The following is a 22613-nucleotide window of genomic DNA, read 5'->3' as shown; positions in this document are numbered from 1 at the left end:
CGACAAACCCGGGCAGCGAAGCATCAAAGGCACGTTTGCGGAGCTGCCTCCCGGGGCGAGCGCTGGCATGCGATTTGCGCCACCCCGCGCATGAACAGTCCCCAGGGTTACCGCACGCCAGCCGTTTCCGTCGAGCCCAGGGCACCGCGCGCCACCAGCAGCATGGCGGCGATGCCGCCGGACCTGGAGCGCGCCGCCGGCTTCGGCCGGTGGTGGCATGAGCCGCTGACCGGCCACAGCCAGCTGTCGCCCGTCGCGAGCGAGTTCCTGGAGATGCCGGGCGACTCTGCCGACAGCCTATACGCCTGCTTCGGCCATGTCGTCGAGGACGACATCCCCGAGTTGATCCGCCTGTGGACCGGCGCGCAGAGCGGGCAGCCGCTGGACATCCGCGTCATCGGCCTGGCGCGCGGCATGCGCTGGCTGCGCGTGACGCCGCTGCCACCCGACCCGGCGCGGCCCGGCTGGCACCACGGCCTGCTGCAGGACATCACCGACCTGACCCAGGCGGCCGTGCGCGAGCGCCTGGGCTACGCACTGACCGAATACCTCATCGGCACGCACACGCTGCAAGACGCCATCACCAACGTCATCCAGCTCATCTGCCGCAACCTCGGCTGGGAATGGGGCGCCTACTGGAGCATGGCAGAGGACGGCGCGGCAGGGCCGGCCACAGGCCTGCTGCGCTGTCGCCACTTCTGGCACCCGCCCGACCGCGATCTGGAGCAGTTCAGCGAGGTCAGCGCGGGGCTGGGCATGGCGCCGGGCGAGGGCCTGGTGGGCCGCGTCTGGGCCAGCGGCCAGGCCGAGTGGGTGGAGGACATGAGCACCGACGCGCGCTTCCTGCGCCGGGGCAGCGCGCAGATGTGCGGCCTGTGGTCGGGCTACGTCTTCCCCGTCACCTACGCCTCCGACAACGGCGAACACCACCGCCCCGGCGTGCTGGAGTTCTACAGCAGCCTGGCCCGCCAGCCCGATGCGCAGCTGCCCAAGGTCTCGGCCACCATCGGCGCGCTGATCGCGCAGACGGCCCAGCGCCTGGAGACCGAGGCCGTCATCCACCGCCTGGCCGAGGTGGACGAGATGACGGACCTGGACAACCGGGCCCACTTCTACGCCCAGCTCAACCGCCACTGCGCCTTCAGCCAGCGCGAGGGCGGGCGCTTTGCGTTGATGTTCATCGACCTGGACCGCTTCAAGCCCATCAACGATGCCTTCGGCCACGAGGCCGGCAACGCGGTGCTGCAGGAATTCGCCCGCCGCCTGCAGGCGCTGGCGCCACCGCCCGCCCGCGTCGGCCGCCTGGGCGGCGACGAGTTCGCCGTGCTGGTGCCGGAAAGCGGCGACGAGCGCGCGCTGGCGTTGCTGGTAGACGGCGTGCTGGCCGCCGCGAGCCGGCCCTTCGTCTACGACGGCGCGGTGCTGAACGTGTCGGCCAGCGTCGGCGTCAGCCGCTTCCCCGAGAACGGCGCGACCGGCCCTGAGCTGCTGCGCAGTGCCGACGCGGCCATGTACCGGGTCAAGCAGAACGGCCGCAACGGCAGCAACGTCTTCTCCACCAGCAGCCCCGACACGCTGGCCCTGCAGCGCGCCAGGCTCGCCCAGCGCCTGGGCATCGAGGCCGAACTGCGCGAGGCCTTGCAGACCGGCCAGCTGCACCTGGTTTATCAGCCTATCGTCGACATCGCCTCGGGCGCGCTGCACGGCGTGGAGGCATTGATCCGCTGGCGCAAGCCGGATGGCGAAATGGTGCCGCCCGACGTCTTCATCCCGATTGCCGAGCAGAGCGACCTCATCATCGACATCGGCCGCTGGGTGCTGGGCCAGTCGCTGCGCGACCTCGCCTCGCTGCAGGGTGGCGCGCTGGCGCCGCTGAAGGTGCACGTCAACATGGCCGCGTCGGAGTTCACGAGCAGCGCCCTGCCGGAAACGCTGCGCGCCATGTCCGCCGAGCTGGCCGTGCCGGCCTCGCAGGTCGTGCTGGAGCTGACCGAAAGCATGCTGATGCGCCAGCCCGAGCAGGTGCGGCGCGTCATGCACCAGCTGCGCGAGATCGGCTTCGAGATCTCGCTGGACGACTTCGGCATGGGCCACTCGTCGCTGGCCATGCTGAAGAGCCTGCCCATCAGCTCGCTGAAGATCGACCGCAGCTTCGTGCGTGACCTGCCCTGCGGCGAGCGTGACCGCGCCATTGCCCGGACCATCGTCGACCTGGGCCAGCACCTGCAGCTGGAGGTCATCGCCGAGGGCATAGAGAGCGAGGCCCAGCTGGCCGTGCTGAGCGCCTGCGGCTGCCGCTTCGGGCAGGGCTTTCTGCTCGGGCGGCCGCGGCCGCTGCAGGAGTTGATCCGCACCTTCCCGCACGGTCGATCGCTAACGGCCTGACACGCCGGCTGCGGCCGGGCGATGTAGAGTTTCAGCCAGCCCCGGTAGCTGGCCTCGGCGCCCAGAACGCCTTCGCCCAGCATCGAGACAGACGCTGCAAGCGACAAAGGCGTAAGCATGGACATCTCCACCTTCGTGGCGGCGGCAGCCCACGACATGAAGAACTCGGTCAGCGTGATCGCGGCCTACCTGGAGGACGCGCTTGCCAAGATGGCCGCCGACCCGCCCTCCCCAGCCGCGCTGTCCACGGCCCAGGCGCTGTACGAGACACAGCGCGTCAACGGCAACCTCGTGCAGCTGATGGCCATCTTCAAGATCGAGGAAGGCATGTACCCCTTCGAGCCGGCCGAGGTGGCGCTCGACGAGTTCGCCAACGAGCTGCTGGGCCGTGTGCGCCCGTTGGTTGCCCTCAAGGGGCTGGATCTGCAGTGCGACATCCAGGCCGACATGGCCGACTGGATCTTCGACCACGACCTGATCGGCAGTGTCGTCATGCAGTCGCTGTTCAACGCCGTGCGCTACGCCAGCCACACGGTGCGGCTGTCGATGCGGGTCACCGAGCATGGCCTGGCCATCGAGGTGGCAGACGACGGCCAGGGCTTCCCCGGCTTCATGCTGGAGCAGGGCTTCCCGTCGCGGCAGGGCATCGACACGCGCACCGGCAGCACCGGGCTGGGCCTGTATTTCTCGCGCCTGGCTGCGGGCCTGCACCGGCGCGGCACGCAGACCGGCAGCACGCGGCTCGCGAACGGGCAAGGGTCGACCGGCGACCTGGGCGGCGGCCACTTCATCGTCGAGCTGCCATGAAGGTACACACCTCGCCCGAGGACAAGCTGCGCGCCAGCGAGTTCCTGCTGGTGGAAGACTTCGAGGCCATGCGCACCGTGCTCAAGGGCCAGCTACTACGCTGCGGAGCCCTGCGGGTGGACACCGCCAAGGACGGCCGCGAGGCTGCAGCCATGCTCAGCGCCAAGTCTTACGGCGTGGTCATGTGCGACTACAACCTGGGCCCCGGCAAGAACGGCCAGCAGTTGCTGGAGGAGGCGCGCCTGAAGAGCTGGATTGGCCCGGCCACGGTCTGGCTGATGATCACCGCCGAGAAGACCAGCGTCATGGTCTCGGCCGCCGCCGAGGACGCCCCCGACGACTACCTGCTCAAGCCCATCACCGAGAGCCTGCTGCAGACCCGCCTGCTCAAGCTGGTGGAGCGCAAGTCGGCGATGGCGGGCATCGCCGTCGCGATGAAGGCCCAGGACTGGCGCGGCGCGCTGAAGCTCTGCGACGAGCAGCTGACCGCCGGCACCAAGAACCTGGCCGAGGTGCTGCGCCTGCAGGCCCAGCTCTACCAGAAGCTGGGCGAATGGCCCAAGGCGCAGGCCCTCTACGAAAGCGTGCTGCAACGCGGCCAGATCGCCTGGGCCAAGCTGGGGCTGGCTCAGGTGCGCGTCCAACTCAACGACCTGGCCGGCGCGCGCGCGCTGCTGCAGGACGCGGTGCGCGAACACCCCCAGTACCTCGAGGCCTACGACGAACTGGCCGGCGTGTTGCAGGCGCAGGGCGAGGGCCAGCAGCAGGTGGCCCTGCTGGAGCGCGCCGTCAACCTGTCGCCCAACTCCGCCCACCGCCAGTCGGCCCTGGGCGTGGCGGCGCAGGCGCAGGGCCAGCACGACATGGCGGAGCGGGCCTTCTCGCGTGCCATCAAGCTGACCGAGTTCAGCGCCGTGGAAGACCTGGAACCCTTCCTCGGTCTGGCCAGGCTGCACACCGAGGCCGGCGCCCCGGGCGAGGCGCAGAAGCTCATCGCCACCATGGGCCAACGCTACGACAGCCACGACGCGCAGCTGCTGGGCAAGGCCGAACAGGTGCGCGCGCTGCAGGCCATGGGCGACAAGGCCGGCGCGGCCAAGCTGGCCCGAGAGCTGGTGGCCCTGAGCGCGGACGAAAGCTCGCCCGGCGCGGCCGACACCGCCGCGCGCATCGCCGAGACCTTGATCGAGGCCCAGCAGGCCGACGCTGCCACCGAGCTGCTGAACCACCTCACGCGCAACCATTACGACGACGAGCGGCTGCTCAGGCGCACCCAGCTCGCCTTCGAACGCATGGGCCTGGGTGCCAGCGGCGGCGACCTGGCTGCCGCCGCCCGTCGCGAAGCCACCAATGCCATGAAGGACAGCATGCAGCTCATGGCCGCAGGCGACACCCAAGCCGCGCTGGAGAGCCTGCGCAGCGCCAAGACGTCCATGCCCCGCAACACCCGCGTGCTGCTGAACTTCGCCGCCGTGGCGCTTACCTGCCTGCAGCGCCACGGCCGCTCGGCCACGCTGGAGGCCGAGATGCGCAACAGCATCGCCACGGCGCAGGCGCTCAGGCCCGACGATGCGCGTGCGGCGGATCTGCTACAGCAGCTGGCCAGATGGACCAGCGCCTCCTGACGCGCCAGATGCCTGCGGCATCATGCGCGGCCTATGACCTCCTCGTCCCCCTGCCCCTGCGGCAGCGCCGTCGCCTACGGCGCCTGCTGCGGCCGCTGGCACACCGAGCACGCCGCTGGCGGCAAGCTCACCGCGCCCAGCCCCGAGGCGCTGATGCGCTCGCGCTACGCCGCCTTCGTGCTGGACCTGCGCCCCTACCTGCTTGCCAGCTGGCATGCCAGCACCCGCCCCGCGTCGCTTGAAGCGACCGAGCCCGGCCTGAAGTGGCTGGGTCTTGATGTGAAGCGCTGTGCGCAGCAGGACGCCGACCACGCCACCGTCGAGTTCGTCGCCCGCAGCAAGCTGGGCGGCCGGGCGCACAGGCTGCACGAGATAAGCCGCTTTGTCCGAGAGAACGGCGAATGGTTCTACGTCGATGGCGATCTCCATGTTTAGGCGTCAGACCATCCGCGTTGCCCTCACCTTGCTGGTGACGCCGCTGCTGCTGCTGCATGCGAGCTCAGCGGCTGCGAGTCTGCCGATCAGGCTCATGTCCGTGACGGCCTGCCTCTCCTTTGAGGCAGATGACCGCGCCACGTTCGACGCCGCCGGTGAAGGCGCGTGGCGCCGATTCGCGGAGATCACCGCGCAGGCTCATGCGACGCCCAACAGCGTCTCCATCGAGATTCCGCTGCAATGGGGCGGAACGCTGCGCCTGGACCACAACGGCAAGGCGGTGACCGACGCGCAGCAACGCTGGGCCGACCGCAGTCATCGCCTTGCCAACGAACTGCTGCGCGGCCATTCCGACTGGGCAAGCGCGCCGCTCAGCCTGCGGATAGGCGAGCAGACCAGTTACGCAGGCCGGCGCTGTGGTGCAAGGGTGTCGGTGCTGTTTCCGTTGAGCGAGGTCCCTCGCCTGTGCCCCGACGCGATCACAGGCAGCTGCATGGTGATTTGCGACCACATCGCATGCGAGCGGCGTTGAGCGGGCATGACGCTGACGGTCCTGCACCTCGACGAGCACCTCGTCGCCATCGACAAGCCGCCTGGCTTGCTGGTGCACCGCACCCAGCTCGCCGCGCGTGAGGAGCAGGCCGCGCTGCAACTGCTGCGCGACCAGCTCGGCCGGCCCGTCTGGCCCGCGCACCGGCTGGACCGTGGCACCTCGGGCGTGCTGCTGTTCGCGCTGTCGCCCGACGTCGCATCGCTGCTGGGCGCGATGTTCGAGCAGGGGCGCATGGCCAAGCGCTACCTGGCCCTCGTGCGCGGCTGGCCGGCGCTGGACGACGGCCTCATCGACCATCCGCTGGCCCGCGACCCCGAGCTGCCGTCGGCTGGACAGACCATGCTCGCGGCGCAGACGCGCTGGCGCGTGCTGGACCGCATCGAGTGGCCCGTCGCCATCGACCCGCGCTTTGCAGGCACCCGCGTCGCACTGCTGGAGGCCGAGCCGCTGCAGGGCCGCCGCCACCAGATCCGCCGCCACCTCAAGCACATCGCCCATCCCATCCTCGGCGACGCCACGCATGGCAAGGGACCGTTGAACCGCGCAGTCGCGGCCTTCCTCGGCGTGAACCGGCTGTGGCTGCATGCCCAGCGGCTGGCGCTGAAGCACCCGATCAGCGGTGCGGCGCTGACGCTGGAAGCGCCGCCCGCGGCCTGGCTGCTGCCTGGCGCAGCGTGGCCGTCGATTCCAGCCAGCGGCTGCGAATCCGCCGCAGTTCCCCCTGCGCATCCAGACGCAGGATGGCCTCGTTGAAGCGAGCCACCTCGGCCTCGCCGAAGTGCTTGCGGCTCAGCTTGTAGGCCACCACATCGCGGCGCACGGGCAGAGCCAGCTCGGTCACGGCGACACCGGCCGCGCGGGCCGCAAACAGCACGGCAAGCCGGTCGCCGATGAGCACGTCGCCCCGCTCCAGCTTGAGCAGTCGCACGCCCTTGGCGTAGTCCTCGAAGGAGGTGAGCCGCCGGCGCGCCGCGAACTCGTCGACGATGGGCACGACGCTGGGGCCCCGGTGGGCCAACAGACGCAAGCCAACCTCCAGCACCTGGGACAGCGTCTGCGGCGGCGGCCGGGCGCGCCGGTCGTCCGCACGCATGAAGGCGCCGAACTCCTCGTCGCGGTAGGGGCGGGTGAACCAGGACACCGCCGGGTCGTCCGGCCCGTCATAGGACGCGGCAACCAGCAGGTCCAGTTCGCCCGCAGCCAGCATGGGCAGGCGGCGGTTGCGTGGCAGGTCGCGCACGTACTCCACCGTGCAGTCCATCTCGCGAGCGACGGCGGCGAGCATCTCGGTCTCGAGGCCGGTGTGGCGCCCCGAGGCGTCGATGAAGGAATACGGCCGCCAGTCCTCGAAGGGCACGCGCCACGGCCGCACGCAGCCCGCCGCAGCCTCGAACGGCGCGCACAGAACCAGCAGCGCAATCAGCAGTCGTTGTCGCATCTCGGCGCCCGTCTTTGGGCCGTCAATAAAGAATAGCTGGTGATCACTGCGACACGGTGATTTCAGGTAAGGGGCGGAGTCCGACAGCGGCCCGGCGGCCGTGACGTTAGGCTGCGACTCTGCCCCGCTCACAGGAAGATGCATCCATGCCCGTCGACACCTCGGCCTACCGCGTCCCGCAAGGCGAAAAGGTCAAGCTCAAGCATTGGCCCACGGCCGTGGAAGCGCTGTATAGCGACGAAGACGACTACAAGCGCCAGCTCGGTGCCCAGGTCGAGCGCCTCAGCGAGCTGCAGAACCTGCTCTACGCCCACAACCGCTACTCACTGCTGCTGGTCTTCCAGGCCATGGACGCGGCCGGCAAGGACAGCATCATCAAGCACGTGATGTCGGGCGTGAACCCGCAGGGCTGCCAGGTCTTCAGCTTCAAGCACCCGAGCGCGCAGGAGCTGGACCACGACTTCCTGTGGCGCACCACGCAGTCGCTGCCCGAACGCGGGCGCATCGGCATCTTCAACCGCTCCTACTACGAGGAGGTGCTGATCGTGCGTGTGCACCCGGAGATCCTGGCGGCGCAGTCGCTGCCGAAGTCGACGGCCAAGCCGACCAAGCTCTGGGACGAGCGCTACGCCTCCATCAACAACCTGGAGCAGCACCTGCACCGCAACGGCACGCGGGTCATCAAGTTCTTCCTGCACCTGTCCAAGGAAGAGCAGCGACAGCGCTTCCTGGCGCGGCTGGACGACCCGGCGAAAAACTGGAAGTTCAGCGCCGCCGACCTGGACGAGCGCGAACTGTGGCCCAAGTACATGCAGGCCTACCGCGAAATGCTGCAGGCCACCAGCAGCAAGCAGGCGCCCTGGTACGTGGTGCCGGCGGACGACAAGCGAAACGCGCGGCTGATCGTGTCGCAGGTCGTCGTCGACGCGCTGGCAACGTTGAAGATGAGTTATCCGGAGTCCAGCCTCGGCGAGGCCGAACTGGCCGATATCCGGGACCGGCTCAGCCGAACTTGACGGCGTAAATGGGCGGCAGGTGGGCCGAGATGGTCTGCCAGCTGTCGCCCGCGTCGCCGCTGGCCCACAGGCCGCCGGTGGTCGAGCCCATCACCAGTTGCTCGCCGCTGTCGTCCACCGCCAGGCCGTGGCGGTAAATCAGGTCGTAGCAGTGCGTCTGCAGCAGGCCGGTGCGCAAGGCCTCGAAAGTCTGGCCGCCGTCGCGGGTGCGGGTCACGCACAGGGCGCTGTCGACGGGGATGCGGCGTTCGTCCTTGATGGCGGGTGCGAACCAGGCGGTCTGCGGGTCGTGCGGATGCGCGGCGACCGCGAAGCCGAAGCTCGATGGCTGGGCCTGCAGCTCCACCCACGTCGCACCGTTGTCGCCGCTGCGGAAGATGCCGCAGTGGTGCTGGCACCAGAGCACGTCGGGCACGTCGCGGCAACGGGCGATGAGGTGCGGGTCCTGCGAGTTTTCGTCGCCGGCCATTTCCGGCGGCATGAAGTCGGCACGCATGCCCTTGGCCCGCAGGCCCCAGCTGCCGCCGCCATCGGTGGTGCGCCAGGCGCCGCCGCAGGACACGCCCACGAGCAACTCCTCGGCATGCTGGGGATGCGGGCAGATCGAGTGCAGGGCCGGCGCCGGGTTGCCGCCGCCCATCCACTGCTCGCGGCGCGGGTCCCGCCACAGCGTCTCATCAAGCTGCCACGACTCGCCACGGTCGCGGCTGACGAACAGCCCGCCGGGGATGCTGCCGCACCAGATGGCGTCGCCCGAACGCTCCAGCGCGAACACCTGCTCCAGCTTCCACGCCGGCCCTTCGGCACCCTCGGGCTGCGGCGGAAAGCTGGGTGAGGCCACCTCGCGCCAGGTCCGGCCGGCATCGTCGCTGGCCTGCAGCTTGGCACCGAAGTGGCCCAGGTTGAGCCCGGCCAGCATGTGGCCCGAGGCATCGGGCGGCAGCAGCATGGTGACCGGGTCGGCCACGAAGCTGAGGTTCTCGATGCGCCAGCTGCCGGCGCGGCGGCGCAGCTCGAAAAGGCCTTTTCGGGTCGCGGCCCAGGCGCGGTCTGTGGTCATCTCAACCTCCGGAGAGTGCTTGCAGGACATGGATGCGGCTGTCGGCCCGCAACGGGTCGGTCAGGCCGCGCAGGTCACGCGCCCGTCGGCCATCGATGAAGACGACCACGTTGACGCGCAGATGGCCCTGCTCGTCGAGGATGTAACCGCGCAGCCGCGGCTGCTCGGCAAAGGCGGCATCTAGCGCTTCGCGCAGCGTGGCCGCTTCGCACTGGCAGGACGGTGCATCGACGAAGCGGCGCAACTGGGGCGTGAATTCAACAAGGGCCATCAAAGCATGACGAATGAGGTGGTGTCGATTCGACCGCCGAGCCCCTACGAAAACCTCCGGACTAACCCGCAACGAGAATGCCGGCGATGAACTCCGGTGTCCTCTTCGCCCTCGGCGCCTACCTGAGCTGGGGCCTGTTCCCGCTCTACTTCCGCCAGATCGCCAGCGTGCCGGCCCTGCAGATCGTTGCGCACCGGACCCTGTGGTCGCTGGTCTTCGTCGCCGTCGTGCTGCTGGTGACACGCCATCTGGTCTGGCTGAAGACGGTCAGCGGGGCGACCTGGCGGCGCTTTGCGGTGTCGGCCACGCTGATCGCCATCAACTGGCTGACCTATGTCTGGTCCGTCGGCCATGGTCATGTCATAGACGCAAGCCTGGGCTACTTCATCAACCCGCTGGTCAACGTGGCGCTCGGCTTCGCCGTGCTGCATGAACGGCCGCGGCCGGTGCAGTGGTTTGCGGTCGGCCTGGCGGCCTTCGGCGTCATCTGGCTGACCGTGGCGGCCGGGCGCCTGCCCTGGGTGGCCCTGGTGCTGGCGGTCAGCTTCGGCCTCTACGGACTGATGCGCAAGACGGCCGCGCTGGGTGCCATCGAGGGCCTGACGCTGGAGACGCTGATCCTGGCGCCGCTGGCCGCCGCCGGGCTGATCTGGTGGTCGCAGGACGGCAGCATGGCGGGGCAGACGGCGGTGGACTGGGCCTGGCTCGTCGGCACCGGGCCTGTGACGGCCGGCAGCCTGCTGCTGTTCGCGGCCGGTGCCCGGCGCCTGCCGCTGGCAACGCTGGGGCTGGTGCAGTACGTGTCGCCGTCGCTGCAGTTCCTGCTCGGCGTGTTCCTGTTCAAGGAGCCCATGGACGCGACGCGGCTGGTCGCGTTCGCCTTCATCTGGGGTGCCTTGGCGGTCTACAGCGCAGAAGGCCTGTGGCAAGCGCGTCGCCAAGGGCAACGCATGGTTACGGCTGATCTGGCCGGCCCGGTGTAAACCGAAACCCGTAACGCAACGTTGACGCTTGTCACCTCAGTGGGTTCGCCATGAAAACGCTCGTCCGCACTTTGATCGTCTCCACGCTCGTCGCCGCCGCCGGTGCTGCCAGCGCCGGGCCGCGCTACTACTCGCAGCAGCGCCACCATCACCACCACCACTACCGTGGTTCGGGCCTAGGCGGCTTGGTGTTTGGCCTGGCAGTGGCCGTGCCGCTGATCGCACTGGCCAACCAGGCGGACCGCGCGGAACGGGCGCCCGAAGTGGTCTACGTGCCGCCACCGGCCCCGCTGCCTCCCCCCGCGCCGGTCTATGCGCCAAGCCGCGCCGAGCCGGTCATCTATCCGCGCAACGGCCAGAGCAGCGCGCAGTTGGAGGCCGACAACCGCGAATGCAACCGCTGGGCGACGACGCAGCAGGCCGCAATGGCCGACGCCAGCGTGTTCAACCGCGCCGTCGAAGCCTGCATGGACGGGCGCGGCTACACGCTGCGCTGAGCCGTCTCCTGCGGACCGCTCGGGTGCCACGACAGTCGCCCGCGGCCGTAGTGCATGTTTTTGGGCCGAGCGCCGGGCCGCTCCCAAGCCGGCCCATCTGGCGATGTGCTTGCGGCTTGATGCCGAAAGCATCGCCGTCCCCTCGGGGGACCGACCAGGCCCACCGCGTTCAGCGAGGTGGGACTGGGCGAGGGGCCGTCAGTTCCGCATCAGGTAGTCGAAGGCACCCAGCGCCGCCTTCGCGCCGTCACCGGCGGCGATGATGATCTGCTTGAAGGGCACGGTCGTCACGTCGCCCGCTGCGAACACCCCCGGGAGGGACGTGGCGCCCTTGGGGTCGACGACGATTTCGCCGTGCTTGCTCAGCTCCAGCGTGCCGCGCAGCCATTCGGTGTTGGGCACCAGGCCGATCTGCACGAAGCAGCCTTCAACCTCCACGCGTCTGCTTTCACCGGACACACGGTCGGTGTAGTTCAGGCCGTCGAGCTTGCCGTTCGTGCCGGTGAACTCGGTCGTCTGCGCATTGGTATGGATGGTGACGTTGGGCAGGCTCTTGAGCTTGTTGACCAGCACCGCGTCGGCGCGCAGCTCGGCGCCGAATTCAATCAGCGTCACGTGTCTGACGATGCCGGCCAGGTCGATAGCGGCCTCGACGCCCGAATTGCCACCGCCGATGACCGCGACCGGCTTGCCCTTGAACAGCGGGCCGTCGCAGTGCGGGCAGTAGGCCACGCCCTTGTTCTTGTACTCGGCCTCGCCGGGCACATTGACGTTGCGCCAGCGAGCGCCAGTGGACAGGATGACGGTCTTGCCCTTGAGCTTGGCGCCGTTGGTCAGTTCGACTTCGACATAACCACCCGGCTGAGCGGCAGGCGTGAGCTTCTCGGCGCGCTGCAGGTTGTGGATGTCGACCTTGTAGTCCTTGACGTGGCCTTCCAGCGCGGCGGCAAACTTGGGACCGTCGGTCACGGAGACGGAGATGTAGTTCTCGATGCCCAGCGTGTCATTGACCTGGCCGCCGAAGCGCTCGGCGGCCACGCCGGTGCGGATGCCCTTGCGGGCGGCATACACGGCCGCCGCAGCACCCGCAGGGCCGCCGCCGATGATGAGCATGTCGTACGGCTCCTCGGCATCGAGCTTCTTGGCGTCACGCGCGGCGGCGCCGGTGTCGAGCTTCGCGACGATCTCTTCGAGTGACATGCGGCCCGAAGCGAACGGCTGGCCGTTCAGCCACACGGCCGGCACGGCCATGATGTCGCGCCCCTCGACCTCGCTCTGGAACAGGCCGCCGTCGATGACGGTGGTGCGGATGCGCGGGTTGACGATGGACATCAGCGACAGCGCCTGGACGACGTCCGGGCAGTTGTGGCAGGTCAGGCTCATGTAGACCTCGAAGTCGAGATCGGCGTCCAGCGCCTTGACGGCATCGATCTGCGCCTGCTCGACCTTGGGCGGGTGGCCGCCGGTCCACAGCAGCGCCAGCACCAGCGACGTGAATTCATGGCCGAGCGGGATGGCGGCGAAGCGCAGCGACTGCTCCGTGCCCGTTCGACGCAGAAGGAATGACGGCGTGCGCGTGTCGACGCCATCGGCACGGAACGAGATCTTGTCGTTCATGCCGACGATCTCTTCGAGCAGTTCACGCATCTCGTCGCTGGACGCGGAGTTGTCCAGCGAGGCGATGATTTCGAAGGGGACCTTGACGTGATCCAGGTAACCCTGGAGCTGGGTCTTCAGTGCGGCGTCCAACATGGTGAGGTCCTTTCAGTAAGGCGTGGCGACATCGGCCACTGCTGAAAGGGTCCCCGGGGGCGGAGGCCCTTTCAGCAGAACCTGTGAGGCTCTGCGGAAGGAAGGAGCCCTCCCGGGCTCCCTGCAAATGGCATCTTGATCAGTTGGGGTCAGAGGTCGCCGCTGCGCGGCTGCGGTCTGACCCTCAAGGTCATCAGATTTTGCCGACCAGATCCAGCGACGGAGCGATCGTCTTGGCGCCTTCGTTCCACTTGGCCGGGCAGACCTGACCAGGGTGAGCGGCGGTGTACTGGGCGGCCTTCAGCTTGCGCAGCGTTTCCTTGACGTCACGGGCGATCTCGTTGGAGTGGATCTCGGCGGTCTTGATGACGCCGTCCGGGTTGATCACGAAGGTGCCGCGCAGTGCCAGGCCCTCTTCGGGGATGTGCACGCCGAAGGCGTTGGTCAGCGTGTGCGTCGGGTCGCCCACCAGCGGGAACTTGGCCTTGCCAACGGCCGGCGAGGTTTCGTGCCAGACCTTGTGCGAGAAGTGGGTGTCGGTCGTGACGATGTAGACCTCGGTGCCCAGCTTCTGGAACTCGGCGTAGTTGTCGGCCGCGTCCTCCACTTCGGTCGGGCAGTTGAAGGTGAAAGCGGCCGGCATGAAGATCAGCACGGACCACTTGCCCTTCAGCGTTTCGTCGCTGACGGTCACGAACTTGCCGTTGTGGAAGGCTTCGGTCTTGAAGGGTTGGACTTGGGTGTTGATCAGGGACATGAGTTGCTCCGTGGGGGTGGGTGGATGGGATAAGAGGAACTATATCGGCGAAGCGTTTTCAGTTGAAAACATTTATCAAATCGGTGTTATTGATTCAGCCTATTGCGGGCCATCGACTCAGGCTCCGTAGCGGCGGCCGTAGAGCTTGTTGGGCGTCAACTGCACGCGCTGCTGCTGTTCACTGACGATGCCCGTGATGGCGTGCTCAGCCGACGCGCTGTCGCGGCGAACCGACGAGCCGAAGGCATCTCCTTGACGATTCATGACGGCGCTGACGATAGGTGTGTTGCCTGTGGTTCCGCGGCGCACGGCGACGGCGGTTTCACCGCTCGCGAGCTTAACCAACGTACCGGGCGGGAACATCCCCAGCTCCTTGACCTGCAGCGCCGCAAACGGATGGCCGTTCAGCGCCGCGCCGACGAGGCTCTTCTGGCGCTCCGGCGGCGAGCCCAGGCGGCGAGACAGCAGCCGGCAGACAGCGGCCGTGTGCAGCAGCACGGACAGCCGCGTCTGCAGCGCCTCCCAGCGGGCGAAGAAATCCTCGCCGCCGCTGCCGTCGTTGTTGCCGCGCCGCGAGGGGTCGCGTACTTCCTCCATGTCGACGAAGACGCTGCGGTTCAGAAGCGCCTCGCGCATCTGCTCGTTCGGCACCGACTGGCCCTTGGCCAGCCGCAGCTTGCCCTCGGCATCACGGACTCCGAACGGCAGCGCCGCCCCAGCCCTGACATGGCCGCCAACCTGTTGAATTGGGACGAGTTTTCAGGGCCGGATGACCTCCGGACTTTGGGCTAACGGGTTCAGCCAGCGGCAGCAGCGATGGCGCTGACCACGCGGTCCTGCTGCTCGCCCGTTAGGTCCGCACTCATCGGCAGGCTCATCACGCGCTGCGCTGCGGCAATGCTGTGCGGGCAGTCATGGGGCCGCGCGTAGCGGGCGTAGGCGGGTTGGTGATGCAAAGGCCGTGGATAGTGCACGGCTGTCGGAACGCCGGCCGCCTTCAGCTTGGCTTGCACGGCTTCGCGGTCGTCCACGAAGACCGTGTACTGCGCCCAGACGCAGTCGCGGTCGTCTCGCACAGCAAGCAGTTGTAGGCCCGGCGCCGCGGCTCGCAGCTTGCGCCGGTAGCCGTCACCGAGTTCAAGGCGGCGGCGGACTTCCCACTCGAAACGATCCAGCTTGCCGAGCACGACGGCGCATTGCAGCGTGTCCATGCGGCCGCCCACGCCCAGGCGCGTGTGGAGATAGCGCTGGCTCTGGCCGTGAGTTCGAATCTCGCGGCAGGCCTGGGCCAGCCTGTCATCGCTCGTGAAGATGGCGCCGCCGTCGCCGTAGCAGCCCAGCGGCTTGCTGGGGAAGAAGCTGGTGCAGCCAAAGGTGGAGAGGTTGCAGCTCTTCCTGCCTTTGTAGCTCGCGCCGAAGCTCTGCGCCGCGTCTTCGATGACGGCCAGACCATGCTGGCCGGCAATCGCGTTGATGGCGTCCATGTCGGCCACTTGTCCGTACAGGCTGACCGGCATGATGGCCTTGGTCCGCGCCGTGATGGCCGCTTCGATCAGCGTCGCGTCGATGTTGGCCGTGTCCGGCTCGATGTCGACAAACACCGGCACGCCGCCGGCCAGCACGATCATCTCGGCGGTAGCCGCGAACGTGAAGGGGCTGGTGATGACTTCGTCGCCGGGCTGCAGGTCCAGCGCCATCAGGCAGATCAGCAGTGCCTCGGTGCCGCTGGCGACGCTGATGCAGTGCTTCGCACCCGTGTAGGCGATGAGGGCAGCCTCCATCTCCTTGACCTCCGGGCCGAGGATGTACTGGCCATGGTCCAGCACCGCCTGGATGCGGGCGTTGATGTTGTCGCGCAGCGCCGCGTACTGGCTCTTGAGGTCGATGAAGTCCATCAGATCAGGTTCAAGGTTTGGCCGATGAGGCGATAGCGGTCACCGGTATGCGGACAAGTCGCTTCCACGGGATCGGTGCTGCGCACGGGCAGTTCGAGCTTCTCGCCGAAGCGGCTCATCCAGCCGATCTGCTTCGCCGGCACGCCGACCATCAAGGCGAAGTCAGGCACGTCGCGGTTGATGACGGCCCCGGCGCCGATGAATGCGTAGCGGCCGATGGTCGTACCGCAGACGATGGTGGAGTTGGCGCCCAGCGTCGCGCCCTGTTTGACCAGCGTGCGGCGGTACTCATCCTTGCGCGTGACGGCCGAGCGCGGGTTGTAGACGTTGGTGAACACCATGCTCGGGCCGCAGAAAACGTCGTCCTCCAGCGTCACGGCGTCGTAGACGGATACGTTGTTCTGGATCTTGACGTTGCTGCCGATGAGCACGTCGTTGCCGACGTAGACGTTCTGGCCGAAGGAGCACTTCGCACCGATGCGCGCACCGGCGCTGATGTGCACGAAGTGCCAGACGCGGCAGTCATCGCCGAGCTGAGCGCCGTCGTCAACGATGGCACTGGGGTGGATCGTCGTGGCCATCAGTAATTCAGCGGCAGGTTGACGCGCTTGCCGTCCCGGGCCGACATATAGAGCGCGATCAGCAGTTCCAGCGACTTCAGGCCTTCGCGGCCATCCGTCTCGGCCGGCGCTTCACCGCGCAGTGTGCTGATGACGTTGTCGTAGTAGGCCGGGTGGCCGAAGCCGTAGACCGATGTCGTCTGATAGCTCGCATCGGCCACCTGGGCGTCCATGTCGTGAGGCGCGTCGAACTCCCAGTGCTTGATCTCATTCACCGCCAGCCCGCCGATCCGCGCAGTGCCCTTTTCGCCTAGCAGCGTGATCGAGCCTTCAAGGTTCTTCGGGTAGGTCAGCATGCTGACGTTGACCGTGCCCAGCGCGCCACTGCGCCATTTCAGCGCGGCCACGCCCGTGTCCTCGACCTCGATATTGCGCGCCAGCGTGCCGGTGTAAGCCATGACGCTTTCCACCGGGCCGACGATCCAGTCCAGGAGGTCGATGTAGTGGCTGGCCTGGTTCATGAACGCGCCGCCGTCGAACTCCCAGGTGCCGCGCCAGTCGGCGCTGTCGTAGTAGGCCTGCGGGCGCGTCCAGAACACATTGACGGCGACGTTGTAGAGGCGGCCGAAGCGGCCTTCGGCCACCGCGCGCTTGAGCAGTTGCAGCGTCGAATTGCGGCGGTTCTGCTTGACGACGAAAAGGCGCACGCCGGCGTCATCACAGGCCTTGACCATCGCCAGCCCGTCCTGCCAACGCGTGGCCATGGGCTTCTCGGTCATCACGTCCAGGCCCGCCGCTGCGGCCTCGATGGCCTGGCGCGGGTGCAGTCCGCTGGGCGTGGTCAGCACGACGCAGTCGATGCCCAGCTCTGCCTTGGCGGCGAGCAGGTCGGTCAAGCTCGTGAAGCTGCGTGCACCGGTCTTAGCGGCCGCTGCCTGAAGCGCCACGGGATCGGTGTCGCACACGGCGACCAGCTCTGCGCGCTCGGCATGCCGCTTGACGGCTTCAATGTGGTTCTGGGCGATGCGGCCGCAGCCGATCAAGGCGAAACGAACCTTGCGGCCCTGGACGGGCGTGCGGGAGGTGGGCATGGGCGATTCGGGGAATTCAATCCCCGGATTGTCAGACCTCCAGAGCGAGCAATTCCTCGACCGTTTGCCGGCGGCGAATCAACCGCGCCGCATCGCCATCAACCAGCACCTCGGCCGCAAGCGGCCGGCTGTTGTAGTTGCTGGACATGGACGCACCATAGGCGCCGGCGTCGTGAATCACCAGCAGGTCGCCCACTTTTGCCTCGGGCAGGGCACGCGTCAGCACCTCGCCGCCGGCCGCCTGCGTGAACACGTCGCCCGACTCGCACAGCGGGCCGGCCACGACCGACTCGCGCACCGGCCGCGCCACGCCGTCGTTCGGCAACAGCGTCATCGCGTGGAAGCTGCCGTACATGGCCGGGCGCATCAGCTCGTTGAAGCCGGCATCCACCAGCACGAAGCGGTTGGCGCCGGCGCTCTTGACCGCCCTCACCTCGGCCAGCAGCACGGCGCTTTCGGCGACGAGGTAGCGGCCGGGTTCCAGCTCCAGCGTCAGCTTGTGGCCGACCAGTGCTTCCGCCTGGCGGCGGGAGGCGTCCCACAGGCCGAAGTAATGGTCGACGTCGATGCCGGCATCGCCTTCCCGGTACGGAATCGACAGCCCGCCGCCCGCCGAGATGGCGTGCAGGTCATGACCGGCCGCGACCGTCTGGCGGACCAGGCCCACCATGGCCTCGCCGACCTGGGCCAGATGGCCGTAGTCCACGCCGGAGCCGATGTGCATGTGCAGGCCGACGAGCTTGAGGCCGTGGCTGCGGATCACGCCCAGCGCTTCGACCAGATCGGCATGCCAGATGCCGTGCTTGCTGTGCTCGCCGCCGGTGTTGGTCTTGTGGCTGTGGCCATGGCCGAAGCCGGGGTTGATGCGCAGCCACACCGGGTGGCCGGGTGACGCCACGCCCAGCTGATGCAGCATGTCGATGGACCCGGCGTTGACGGGGATGCGGTGCTCGACGACGGTGGCCAGCGTGGCGTGGTCCAGCAGATCAGCGGTGAAGACGATCTCGTCGCCGCCCGTCTGGTAGCCGGCGGCCAGGGCGCGCAGGATCTCGCCTCGCGAGACGGAATCGACCTTGATGCCCGCCTCGCGCAGGAGCTTCAGCACATGGATGTTGGAGCAGGCCTTCTGCGCAAAGCGGACGACGTCGAACTGCTTGAGCGACGCGGCGCGAGCGCGGATGGTGGCGGCGTCATAGACCCAGAGCGGCGTGCCGTGTTCGGCGGCCAGGGATTGCAGGCGGCCGGGGGTCAGCGAGGAAGGCAGAGGCTTGGTCATGGCTTGCAGCATGCCCGGAGCAAGCGATTCAATCAAATTGCGATTTGTCGTCCGATAATCCAGTTCTGATATGGATATCCAGCACCGCCACATCGAAGTCTTTCGCGCCGTCATGACGGCCGGCAGCGTCACGGCCGCCGCCGCGCTGCTGCACACCTCGCAGCCGACGCTGAGCCGCGACCTTGCGCGCCTGGAACAGCTGCTCGGCTACGCCCTCTTCGAGCGCGAGCGCGGCCGGCTCAAGGCGACGGCGCGTGCGCGGGCCTTGTTCGACGAGGTGGAGCGCAGCTTCCAGGGCCTGGCCCGCGTCATCGAGCGCGCTGAGGCGCTGGGGCGCGATGCGGACGCGGAGTTGAGCGTGCTGAGCCTGCCGGCCTTGAGCCATGCGCTGCTGCCCGCAGCGCTTGCGGCCTTGCTCGCGCAACATCCCGGTGTGCGTGTCGACATCACGCCCGCCGAGCCGCCGCTGCTGGATGCCTGGATGAGCGAGCAGCGCTTCGACCTGGGCTTGGCCGAGCAGGCGACGCCACTGCCCGGCGTGCGCGTGGAGCCGGTGCTGGAGGTGGACGAGGTGGCCGTGCTGCCGGCCGGCCATGAACTCGCGTCACGCAAGCGGCTGGCGCTGAAGGACTTTGCCGGCCAGGACTTCATCAGCCTGGCCCAGGACGACCCTTACCGGCGCGAAATCGATGCCCGGTTCGATGCGGCGGGCGTGCAACGGCGTCTGCGCTTGCAGACGCACAGTGCCGTCGCCGTCTGCGAACTGGTGCGCGCAGGCCTGGGCGTGGCCATCGTCAATCCGCTGACTGCAGCGGCCTGCGCAGGATCAGGCCTGGAGGTGCGGCAGCTGACCGTGTCGATTCCCTACCGCGTCAGTGCCTTGATCCCGCTGCACCGCCCGGCGCAGCCGCTCGTCGACAGCCTGCTCAGCGCGTTGCGGCGCGGGCAACGACGGTAGGCTTCGCGCCAAAACGCTTGACGATGCTGGCCTCGATGCCGGCAGCGTCCAGGCCGCAGAGGCTCATCAGCTTCGCCGGGTCGCCGTGCTCGACGAACTCGTCGGGCAGGCCGAGTTGCAGCACGGGCACGTTGATGCCAGCCGCTGCGAGCGCCTCGGTCACGGCGCTGCCGGCGCCGCCCATGATGCAGCCGTCCTCGACGGTGACGATGGCGTCGTGCGTGCGCGCCAGCTCGGCGACGAGGTCGGCGTCCAGCGGCTTGACGAAGCGCATGTTGGCGACCGTGGCGTCCAGGCGCTCGGCGGCGGCCAATGCTGGATAGAGCAGCGTGCCGAAGGCCAGGATCGCCACGCGCTGCCCCTTGCGGCGCACCTCGCCCTTGCCCCAGGCTTGCGCCGTCATCGCCTTGACGGGCGTCACACCGGCACCGGCGCCGCGCGGGTAGCGCACCGTCACCGGGCCGTTGTGCATGAAGCCGGTGTACAGGGCCTGACGGCACTCATCCTCATCGGCCGGCGTCAGCACGGCCATGTTGGGAATGCAACGCGTGTAGGCGATGTCGTAGTTCCCCGCGTGCGTGGCACCGTCCGCCCCCACCAGGCCCGCACGATCCAGCGCGAACAGAACCGGCAGGTTCTGTATGGCCACGTCGTGGATCATCTGGTCGTAGGCGCGCTGCAGAAAGGTCGAGTAGATCGCCACGACGGGCTTGATGCCCTCGCAGGCCATACCGGCGGCAAAGGTGACCGAGTGCTGCTCGGCGATGCCGACGTCGTGATAGCGCTGCGGGAAGCGCTTGTGGAACTCGACCATGCCCGAGCCCTCGCGCATGGCCGGCGTGATGCCGACGAGGCGCGGGTCGGCCTCGGCCATGTCGCACAGCCAGTCGCCGAAGACCTGCGTGAAGGTGGTCTTGCCCGGCGTGGCCGGCTTGACGAAGCCCACGGCCGGATCGAACTTGCCTGAGGCCGCGTGGTACTTGACCGGGTCGGCCTCGGCGAGCTTGTAGCCCTGGCCCTTCTTGGTGACGATGTGGAGGAACTGAGGTCCCTTCTTGCCGCGCAGGTTCTCGAGCGTCGGGATCAATGAGTCGAGATCGTGGCCGTCGATGGGACCGACGTAGTTGAAGCCGAACTCCTCGAAGATCGTGCCCGGCACGACCATGCCCTTGGTGTGCTCCTCGAACTTGCGTGCGAACTCGTAGAGGGGCGTGTTCTTCAGCACGCTCTTGGCGCCTTCGCGGGCGGCGGCGTAGATGCTGCCGCTCATCAGCCGCGCGAGGTATTTGTTCAGCGCACCGACCGGCGGGCTGATCGACATGTCGTTGTCGTTCAGGATGACGAGCACGTCGCCCATGAGGCCGCCGTGGGACACGCCGGCGTTGTTCAACGCCTCGAAGGCCATGCCGGCCGTCATCGAGCCGTCGCCGATGATGGCCACGGCCTTGCGGTTCTCGCCCTTGAGCTTGGCCGCCATGGCCATGCCGTGGGCCGCGGAGATGCTGGTGGACGAATGGCCGGTGCCGAAGGTGTCGTACTCGCTCTCGTCGCGGCGCGGGAAGCCGCTGATACCGCCCAGCTGGCGCAGGCCCGGCATGCGGTCGCGCCGGCCGGTCAGCACCTTGTGCGGGTAGGTCTGGTGGCCGACGTCCCACACCAGCCGGTCTTCCGGCGTGTTGTAGACGTAGTGCAGGGCCACGGTCAGCTCCACCGTGCCCAGGTTGGAGCCCAGGTGACCGCCGGTCTTGGAGACGCTGTCCAGCACGTAGGCGCGCAGTTCGTCGGCAAGATTGCGCAGCTCGGTGCGCGGCAGCCGGCGCAGGTCGGCCGGAGTGTCGATGCCGTTCAGCAACGTGTATTCCATGGCAAAGCCCTCAGTTCACGCGCTCGACGACCGAATCGGCCAGCAGGCTCAGGTGGCTGACGTCGGCCAGCTCGCTGGCGACCAGCGCCCGCTTGGCTTCGATGCGCAGTTCCTGGGCCAGCCTGCGAGCCGGCTCCAGTCCCAGCACGCTGACATAGGTCGGCTTGTTGGCGTCCTGGTCCTTGCCGGCGGTCTTGCCCAGCACATGCGATTCCTGGGTCACGTCGAGGATGTCGTCGACGACCTGGAAAGCCAGGCCCAGCGCTGCACCGTAGTCGGACAGCGCCTTCGTGGCCTGCGCGGATGCAACGCCGCAGGCCGCGCCCATCATCACGCTGGCCTGCAACAGCACGCCGGTCTTGCGGCGGTGCATGTCGCGCAGCGTGCGTTCGTCGAGCTGCTTGCCGATGCTGGCGAGATCGATAGCCTGGCCACCGGCCATGCCGTCGTAGCCGGATGAGCGGGCCAGCAGCGCACACAGCCGGGCCTGCAACGCGGGCTCGATGCCGTCGTCCGGCGTGAGCACATCAAAGGCCAGGGCCTGCATCGCGTCACCGGCCAGCATGGCCTGGGCTTCGCCGAAGGCCACATGTGTGGTTGGCTTGCCACGGCGCAGCACGTCGTTGTCCATGCAGGGCATGTCGTCGTGTACCAGCGAGTAAGCGTGGATCAGCTCGACGGCGCAGGCGGCACGCATCGCCGCAAACCCGTCGCCGTTGACGGCTGCGCAGCTCGCCAGCACCAGCAGCGGCCGCAGCCGCTTGCCGCCGCCCAGCACGGCGTAGCGCATGGCCTCGCCGAGGCCGGCCGGCGCATTCGCGGGCACCAGGCTGTCGATGACCGCTTCAAAAGCGCTCAGCGACGTGTCCACCCAGTGGTCAAAGTCCTTTGCATCCATGTTCAGGAGCCCTCCCAGGCCTTCAATTCAGCACCGTCCAGCAGCTTGACCTGCTGTTCCACCGCCTGCAGGCGACCACGGCACAGGGTCAGCAGTTCTGCCCCGCGCTTGTAGCTTTGCAGGAGCTGGTCCAGGGGCAGCTGCTGGCCCTCCATGGCCGCTACCAGGCGCTCAAGCTCATCGAGCGCTTGCTCGTAGCTGAGTTCACTGCCGTCTGTCGCGGCGGCCTTGGTGCGGGGGGAGGACTTTGTCATTTCAGAACGCGAAACAGCGATTGTAGTCAGCGGGTTTTGACATTCCCCGCCTCCAAAGCCTTGCGGTAGCCGGTGACGGACGCCCTGGGTAGAATCCCGACCCTCTCCCCGCGGCCGCGCGATCGCGCAATCTTCATGGTTGACGCGCGCCAGCGCGATCCGCCCCCATCCACCACCTAGCAACCTGGCCGACTCGGCAACGAGATGCGCCGGAGGGACGCAGCACCCCTACCCCCCT

The 22613-nt window shown here is 68.1% G+C and carries 22 protein-coding genes and 1 pseudogene; 10 read left to right on the top strand and 13 right to left on the bottom strand.

All coding sequences use genetic code 11. The features are described 5' to 3' along the window. The first annotated feature begins 90 nt into the window (after positions 1–90). The 6 genes from AC0IZJ_RS11575 to AC0IZJ_RS11550 all read left to right on the top strand — a co-directional run bounded on the left by AC0IZJ_RS11575 (position 91) and on the right by AC0IZJ_RS11550 (position 6558). Entirely contained in the window at positions 91–2385 is a 2295-nt protein-coding gene (locus tag AC0IZJ_RS11575; RefSeq protein WP_471849765.1) for a putative bifunctional diguanylate cyclase/phosphodiesterase, read from the top strand. Between the two features lie 117 nt (positions 2386–2502). Then, a complete protein-coding gene (locus AC0IZJ_RS11570) occupies positions 2503–3192 on the top strand; it encodes a sensor histidine kinase (RefSeq protein WP_471849763.1) in 690 nt (229 codons plus the stop codon). Next, positions 3189–4817: a response regulator gene (locus tag AC0IZJ_RS11565; protein WP_471849761.1), complete on the top strand. Its 1629-nt coding sequence runs from the start codon at positions 3189–3191 to the stop codon at positions 4815–4817. The genes AC0IZJ_RS11570 and AC0IZJ_RS11565 overlap by 4 nt, the downstream gene beginning before the upstream one ends. A 33-nt stretch (positions 4818–4850) precedes the next feature. Continuing rightward, complete coding sequence (locus tag AC0IZJ_RS11560) at positions 4851–5252, top strand: YchJ family protein (protein ID WP_471849759.1); 402 nt, start codon at positions 4851–4853, stop codon at positions 5250–5252. Then, entirely contained in the window at positions 5233–5784 is a 552-nt protein-coding gene (locus tag AC0IZJ_RS11555) for a hypothetical protein (RefSeq protein WP_471849757.1), read from the top strand. The genes AC0IZJ_RS11560 and AC0IZJ_RS11555 overlap by 20 nt, the downstream gene beginning before the upstream one ends. Positions 5785–5790: 6 nt before the next feature. After that, on the top strand, positions 5791–6558 hold the full coding sequence (locus AC0IZJ_RS11550; protein WP_471849755.1) for a pseudouridine synthase: 768 nt from the start codon (positions 5791–5793) through the stop codon (positions 6556–6558). Here AC0IZJ_RS11550 and AC0IZJ_RS11545 read toward each other — a convergent pair. Continuing rightward, positions 6551–7090, bottom strand: a pseudogene (locus AC0IZJ_RS11545) (substrate-binding periplasmic protein); the annotation flags it as partial. The gene AC0IZJ_RS11550 and the pseudogene AC0IZJ_RS11545 sit on opposite strands and share 8 nt — an antisense overlap. A gap of 299 nt (positions 7091–7389) precedes the next feature. Here AC0IZJ_RS11545 and AC0IZJ_RS11540 point away from each other — a divergent pair. Next, the gene (locus tag AC0IZJ_RS11540) at positions 7390–8259 is read left to right on the top strand and encodes an ADP-polyphosphate phosphotransferase (protein ID WP_471849753.1); all 870 of its coding nucleotides are present in this window, start codon (positions 7390–7392) and stop codon (positions 8257–8259) included. On the opposite strand, the gene AC0IZJ_RS11535 is transcribed toward AC0IZJ_RS11540, so the two are convergent. Both AC0IZJ_RS11535 and AC0IZJ_RS11530 read right to left on the bottom strand, forming a co-directional pair. Beyond that, positions 8246–9319 (bottom strand): WD40/YVTN/BNR-like repeat-containing protein, encoded by a 1074-nt coding sequence (locus AC0IZJ_RS11535; RefSeq protein WP_471849751.1) that lies wholly within the window; start codon positions 9317–9319, stop codon positions 8246–8248. The two genes, AC0IZJ_RS11540 and AC0IZJ_RS11535, sit on opposite strands and share 14 nt — an antisense overlap. Before the next feature lies 1 nt (position 9320). Beyond that, positions 9321–9590: a MoaD/ThiS family protein gene (locus AC0IZJ_RS11530; protein ID WP_471849749.1), complete on the bottom strand. Its 270-nt coding sequence runs from the start codon at positions 9588–9590 to the stop codon at positions 9321–9323. A gap of 86 nt (positions 9591–9676) precedes the next feature. On the opposite strand from AC0IZJ_RS11530, the gene rarD reads away from it, so the two are divergent. Next, entirely contained in the window at positions 9677–10573 is an 897-nt protein-coding gene (gene rarD, locus AC0IZJ_RS11525) for an EamA family transporter RarD (RefSeq protein WP_471849747.1), read from the top strand. A gap of 50 nt (positions 10574–10623) precedes the next feature. Next, positions 10624–11070, top strand: a complete 447-nt coding sequence (locus tag AC0IZJ_RS11520) for a hypothetical protein (RefSeq protein WP_471849745.1) — start codon at positions 10624–10626, stop codon at positions 11068–11070. Between the two features lie 198 nt (positions 11071–11268). On the opposite strand, the gene ahpF is transcribed toward AC0IZJ_RS11520, so the two are convergent. The 7 genes from ahpF to lysA all read right to left on the bottom strand — a co-directional run bounded on the left by ahpF (position 11269) and on the right by lysA (position 18401). Beyond that, on the bottom strand, positions 11269–12822 hold the full coding sequence (ahpF, locus tag AC0IZJ_RS11515) for an alkyl hydroperoxide reductase subunit F (RefSeq protein WP_471849743.1): 1554 nt from the start codon (positions 12820–12822) through the stop codon (positions 11269–11271). 193 nt (positions 12823–13015) lie between these two features. Continuing rightward, positions 13016–13579 (bottom strand): alkyl hydroperoxide reductase subunit C, encoded by a 564-nt coding sequence (ahpC, locus tag AC0IZJ_RS11510; RefSeq protein ID WP_471849741.1) that lies wholly within the window; start codon positions 13577–13579, stop codon positions 13016–13018. 117 nt (positions 13580–13696) lie between these two features. Beyond that, positions 13697–14230 carry a hypothetical protein gene (locus AC0IZJ_RS11505; protein WP_471849739.1) on the bottom strand — a complete coding sequence of 178 codons (534 nt, stop codon included), beginning with the start codon at positions 14228–14230 and terminating at the stop codon, positions 13697–13699. Between the two features lie 146 nt (positions 14231–14376). Further along, positions 14377–15474, bottom strand: coding sequence for a DegT/DnrJ/EryC1/StrS family aminotransferase (locus tag AC0IZJ_RS11500; RefSeq protein ID WP_471849737.1), 1098 nt, complete (start codon positions 15472–15474; stop codon positions 14377–14379). Continuing rightward, entirely contained in the window at positions 15474–16055 is a 582-nt protein-coding gene (locus tag AC0IZJ_RS11495; RefSeq protein ID WP_471849735.1) for an acyltransferase, read from the bottom strand. The genes AC0IZJ_RS11500 and AC0IZJ_RS11495 overlap by 1 nt, the downstream gene beginning before the upstream one ends. Next, a complete protein-coding gene (locus AC0IZJ_RS11490) occupies positions 16055–17125 on the bottom strand; it encodes a Gfo/Idh/MocA family protein (protein ID WP_471849733.1) in 1071 nt (356 codons plus the stop codon). Before AC0IZJ_RS11490 ends, AC0IZJ_RS11495 begins: the two co-directional genes overlap by 1 nt. A gap of 31 nt (positions 17126–17156) precedes the next feature. After that, positions 17157–18401: a diaminopimelate decarboxylase gene (gene lysA / locus AC0IZJ_RS11485; protein ID WP_471849731.1), complete on the bottom strand. Its 1245-nt coding sequence runs from the start codon at positions 18399–18401 to the stop codon at positions 17157–17159. A 70-nt stretch (positions 18402–18471) separates the two neighbouring features. On the opposite strand from lysA, the gene AC0IZJ_RS11480 reads away from it, so the two are divergent. Beyond that, the gene (locus tag AC0IZJ_RS11480; protein ID WP_471849729.1) at positions 18472–19359 is read left to right on the top strand and encodes a LysR family transcriptional regulator; all 888 of its coding nucleotides are present in this window, start codon (positions 18472–18474) and stop codon (positions 19357–19359) included. On the opposite strand, the gene dxs is transcribed toward AC0IZJ_RS11480, so the two are convergent. Genes dxs through xseB form a run of 3 tightly spaced genes read right to left on the bottom strand, consistent with a single transcriptional unit; the run spans position 19328 to position 22375 of the window. After that, the gene (dxs, locus tag AC0IZJ_RS11475; RefSeq protein ID WP_471849727.1) at positions 19328–21223 is read right to left on the bottom strand and encodes a 1-deoxy-D-xylulose-5-phosphate synthase; all 1896 of its coding nucleotides are present in this window, start codon (positions 21221–21223) and stop codon (positions 19328–19330) included. The two genes, AC0IZJ_RS11480 and dxs, sit on opposite strands and share 32 nt — an antisense overlap. Positions 21224–21233: 10 nt before the next feature. Continuing rightward, on the bottom strand, positions 21234–22121 hold the full coding sequence (locus AC0IZJ_RS11470) for a polyprenyl synthetase family protein (RefSeq protein ID WP_471849725.1): 888 nt from the start codon (positions 22119–22121) through the stop codon (positions 21234–21236). Positions 22122–22123: 2 nt separating this feature from the next. After that, positions 22124–22375, bottom strand: coding sequence for an exodeoxyribonuclease VII small subunit (gene xseB, locus AC0IZJ_RS11465; protein ID WP_471849723.1), 252 nt, complete (start codon positions 22373–22375; stop codon positions 22124–22126). Positions 22376–22613: the final 238 nt, after the last annotated feature.

The organism is Roseateles sp. AC306 (assembly GCF_979253795.1).
This window is presented reverse-complemented; position numbering and strand designations above follow the sequence as displayed.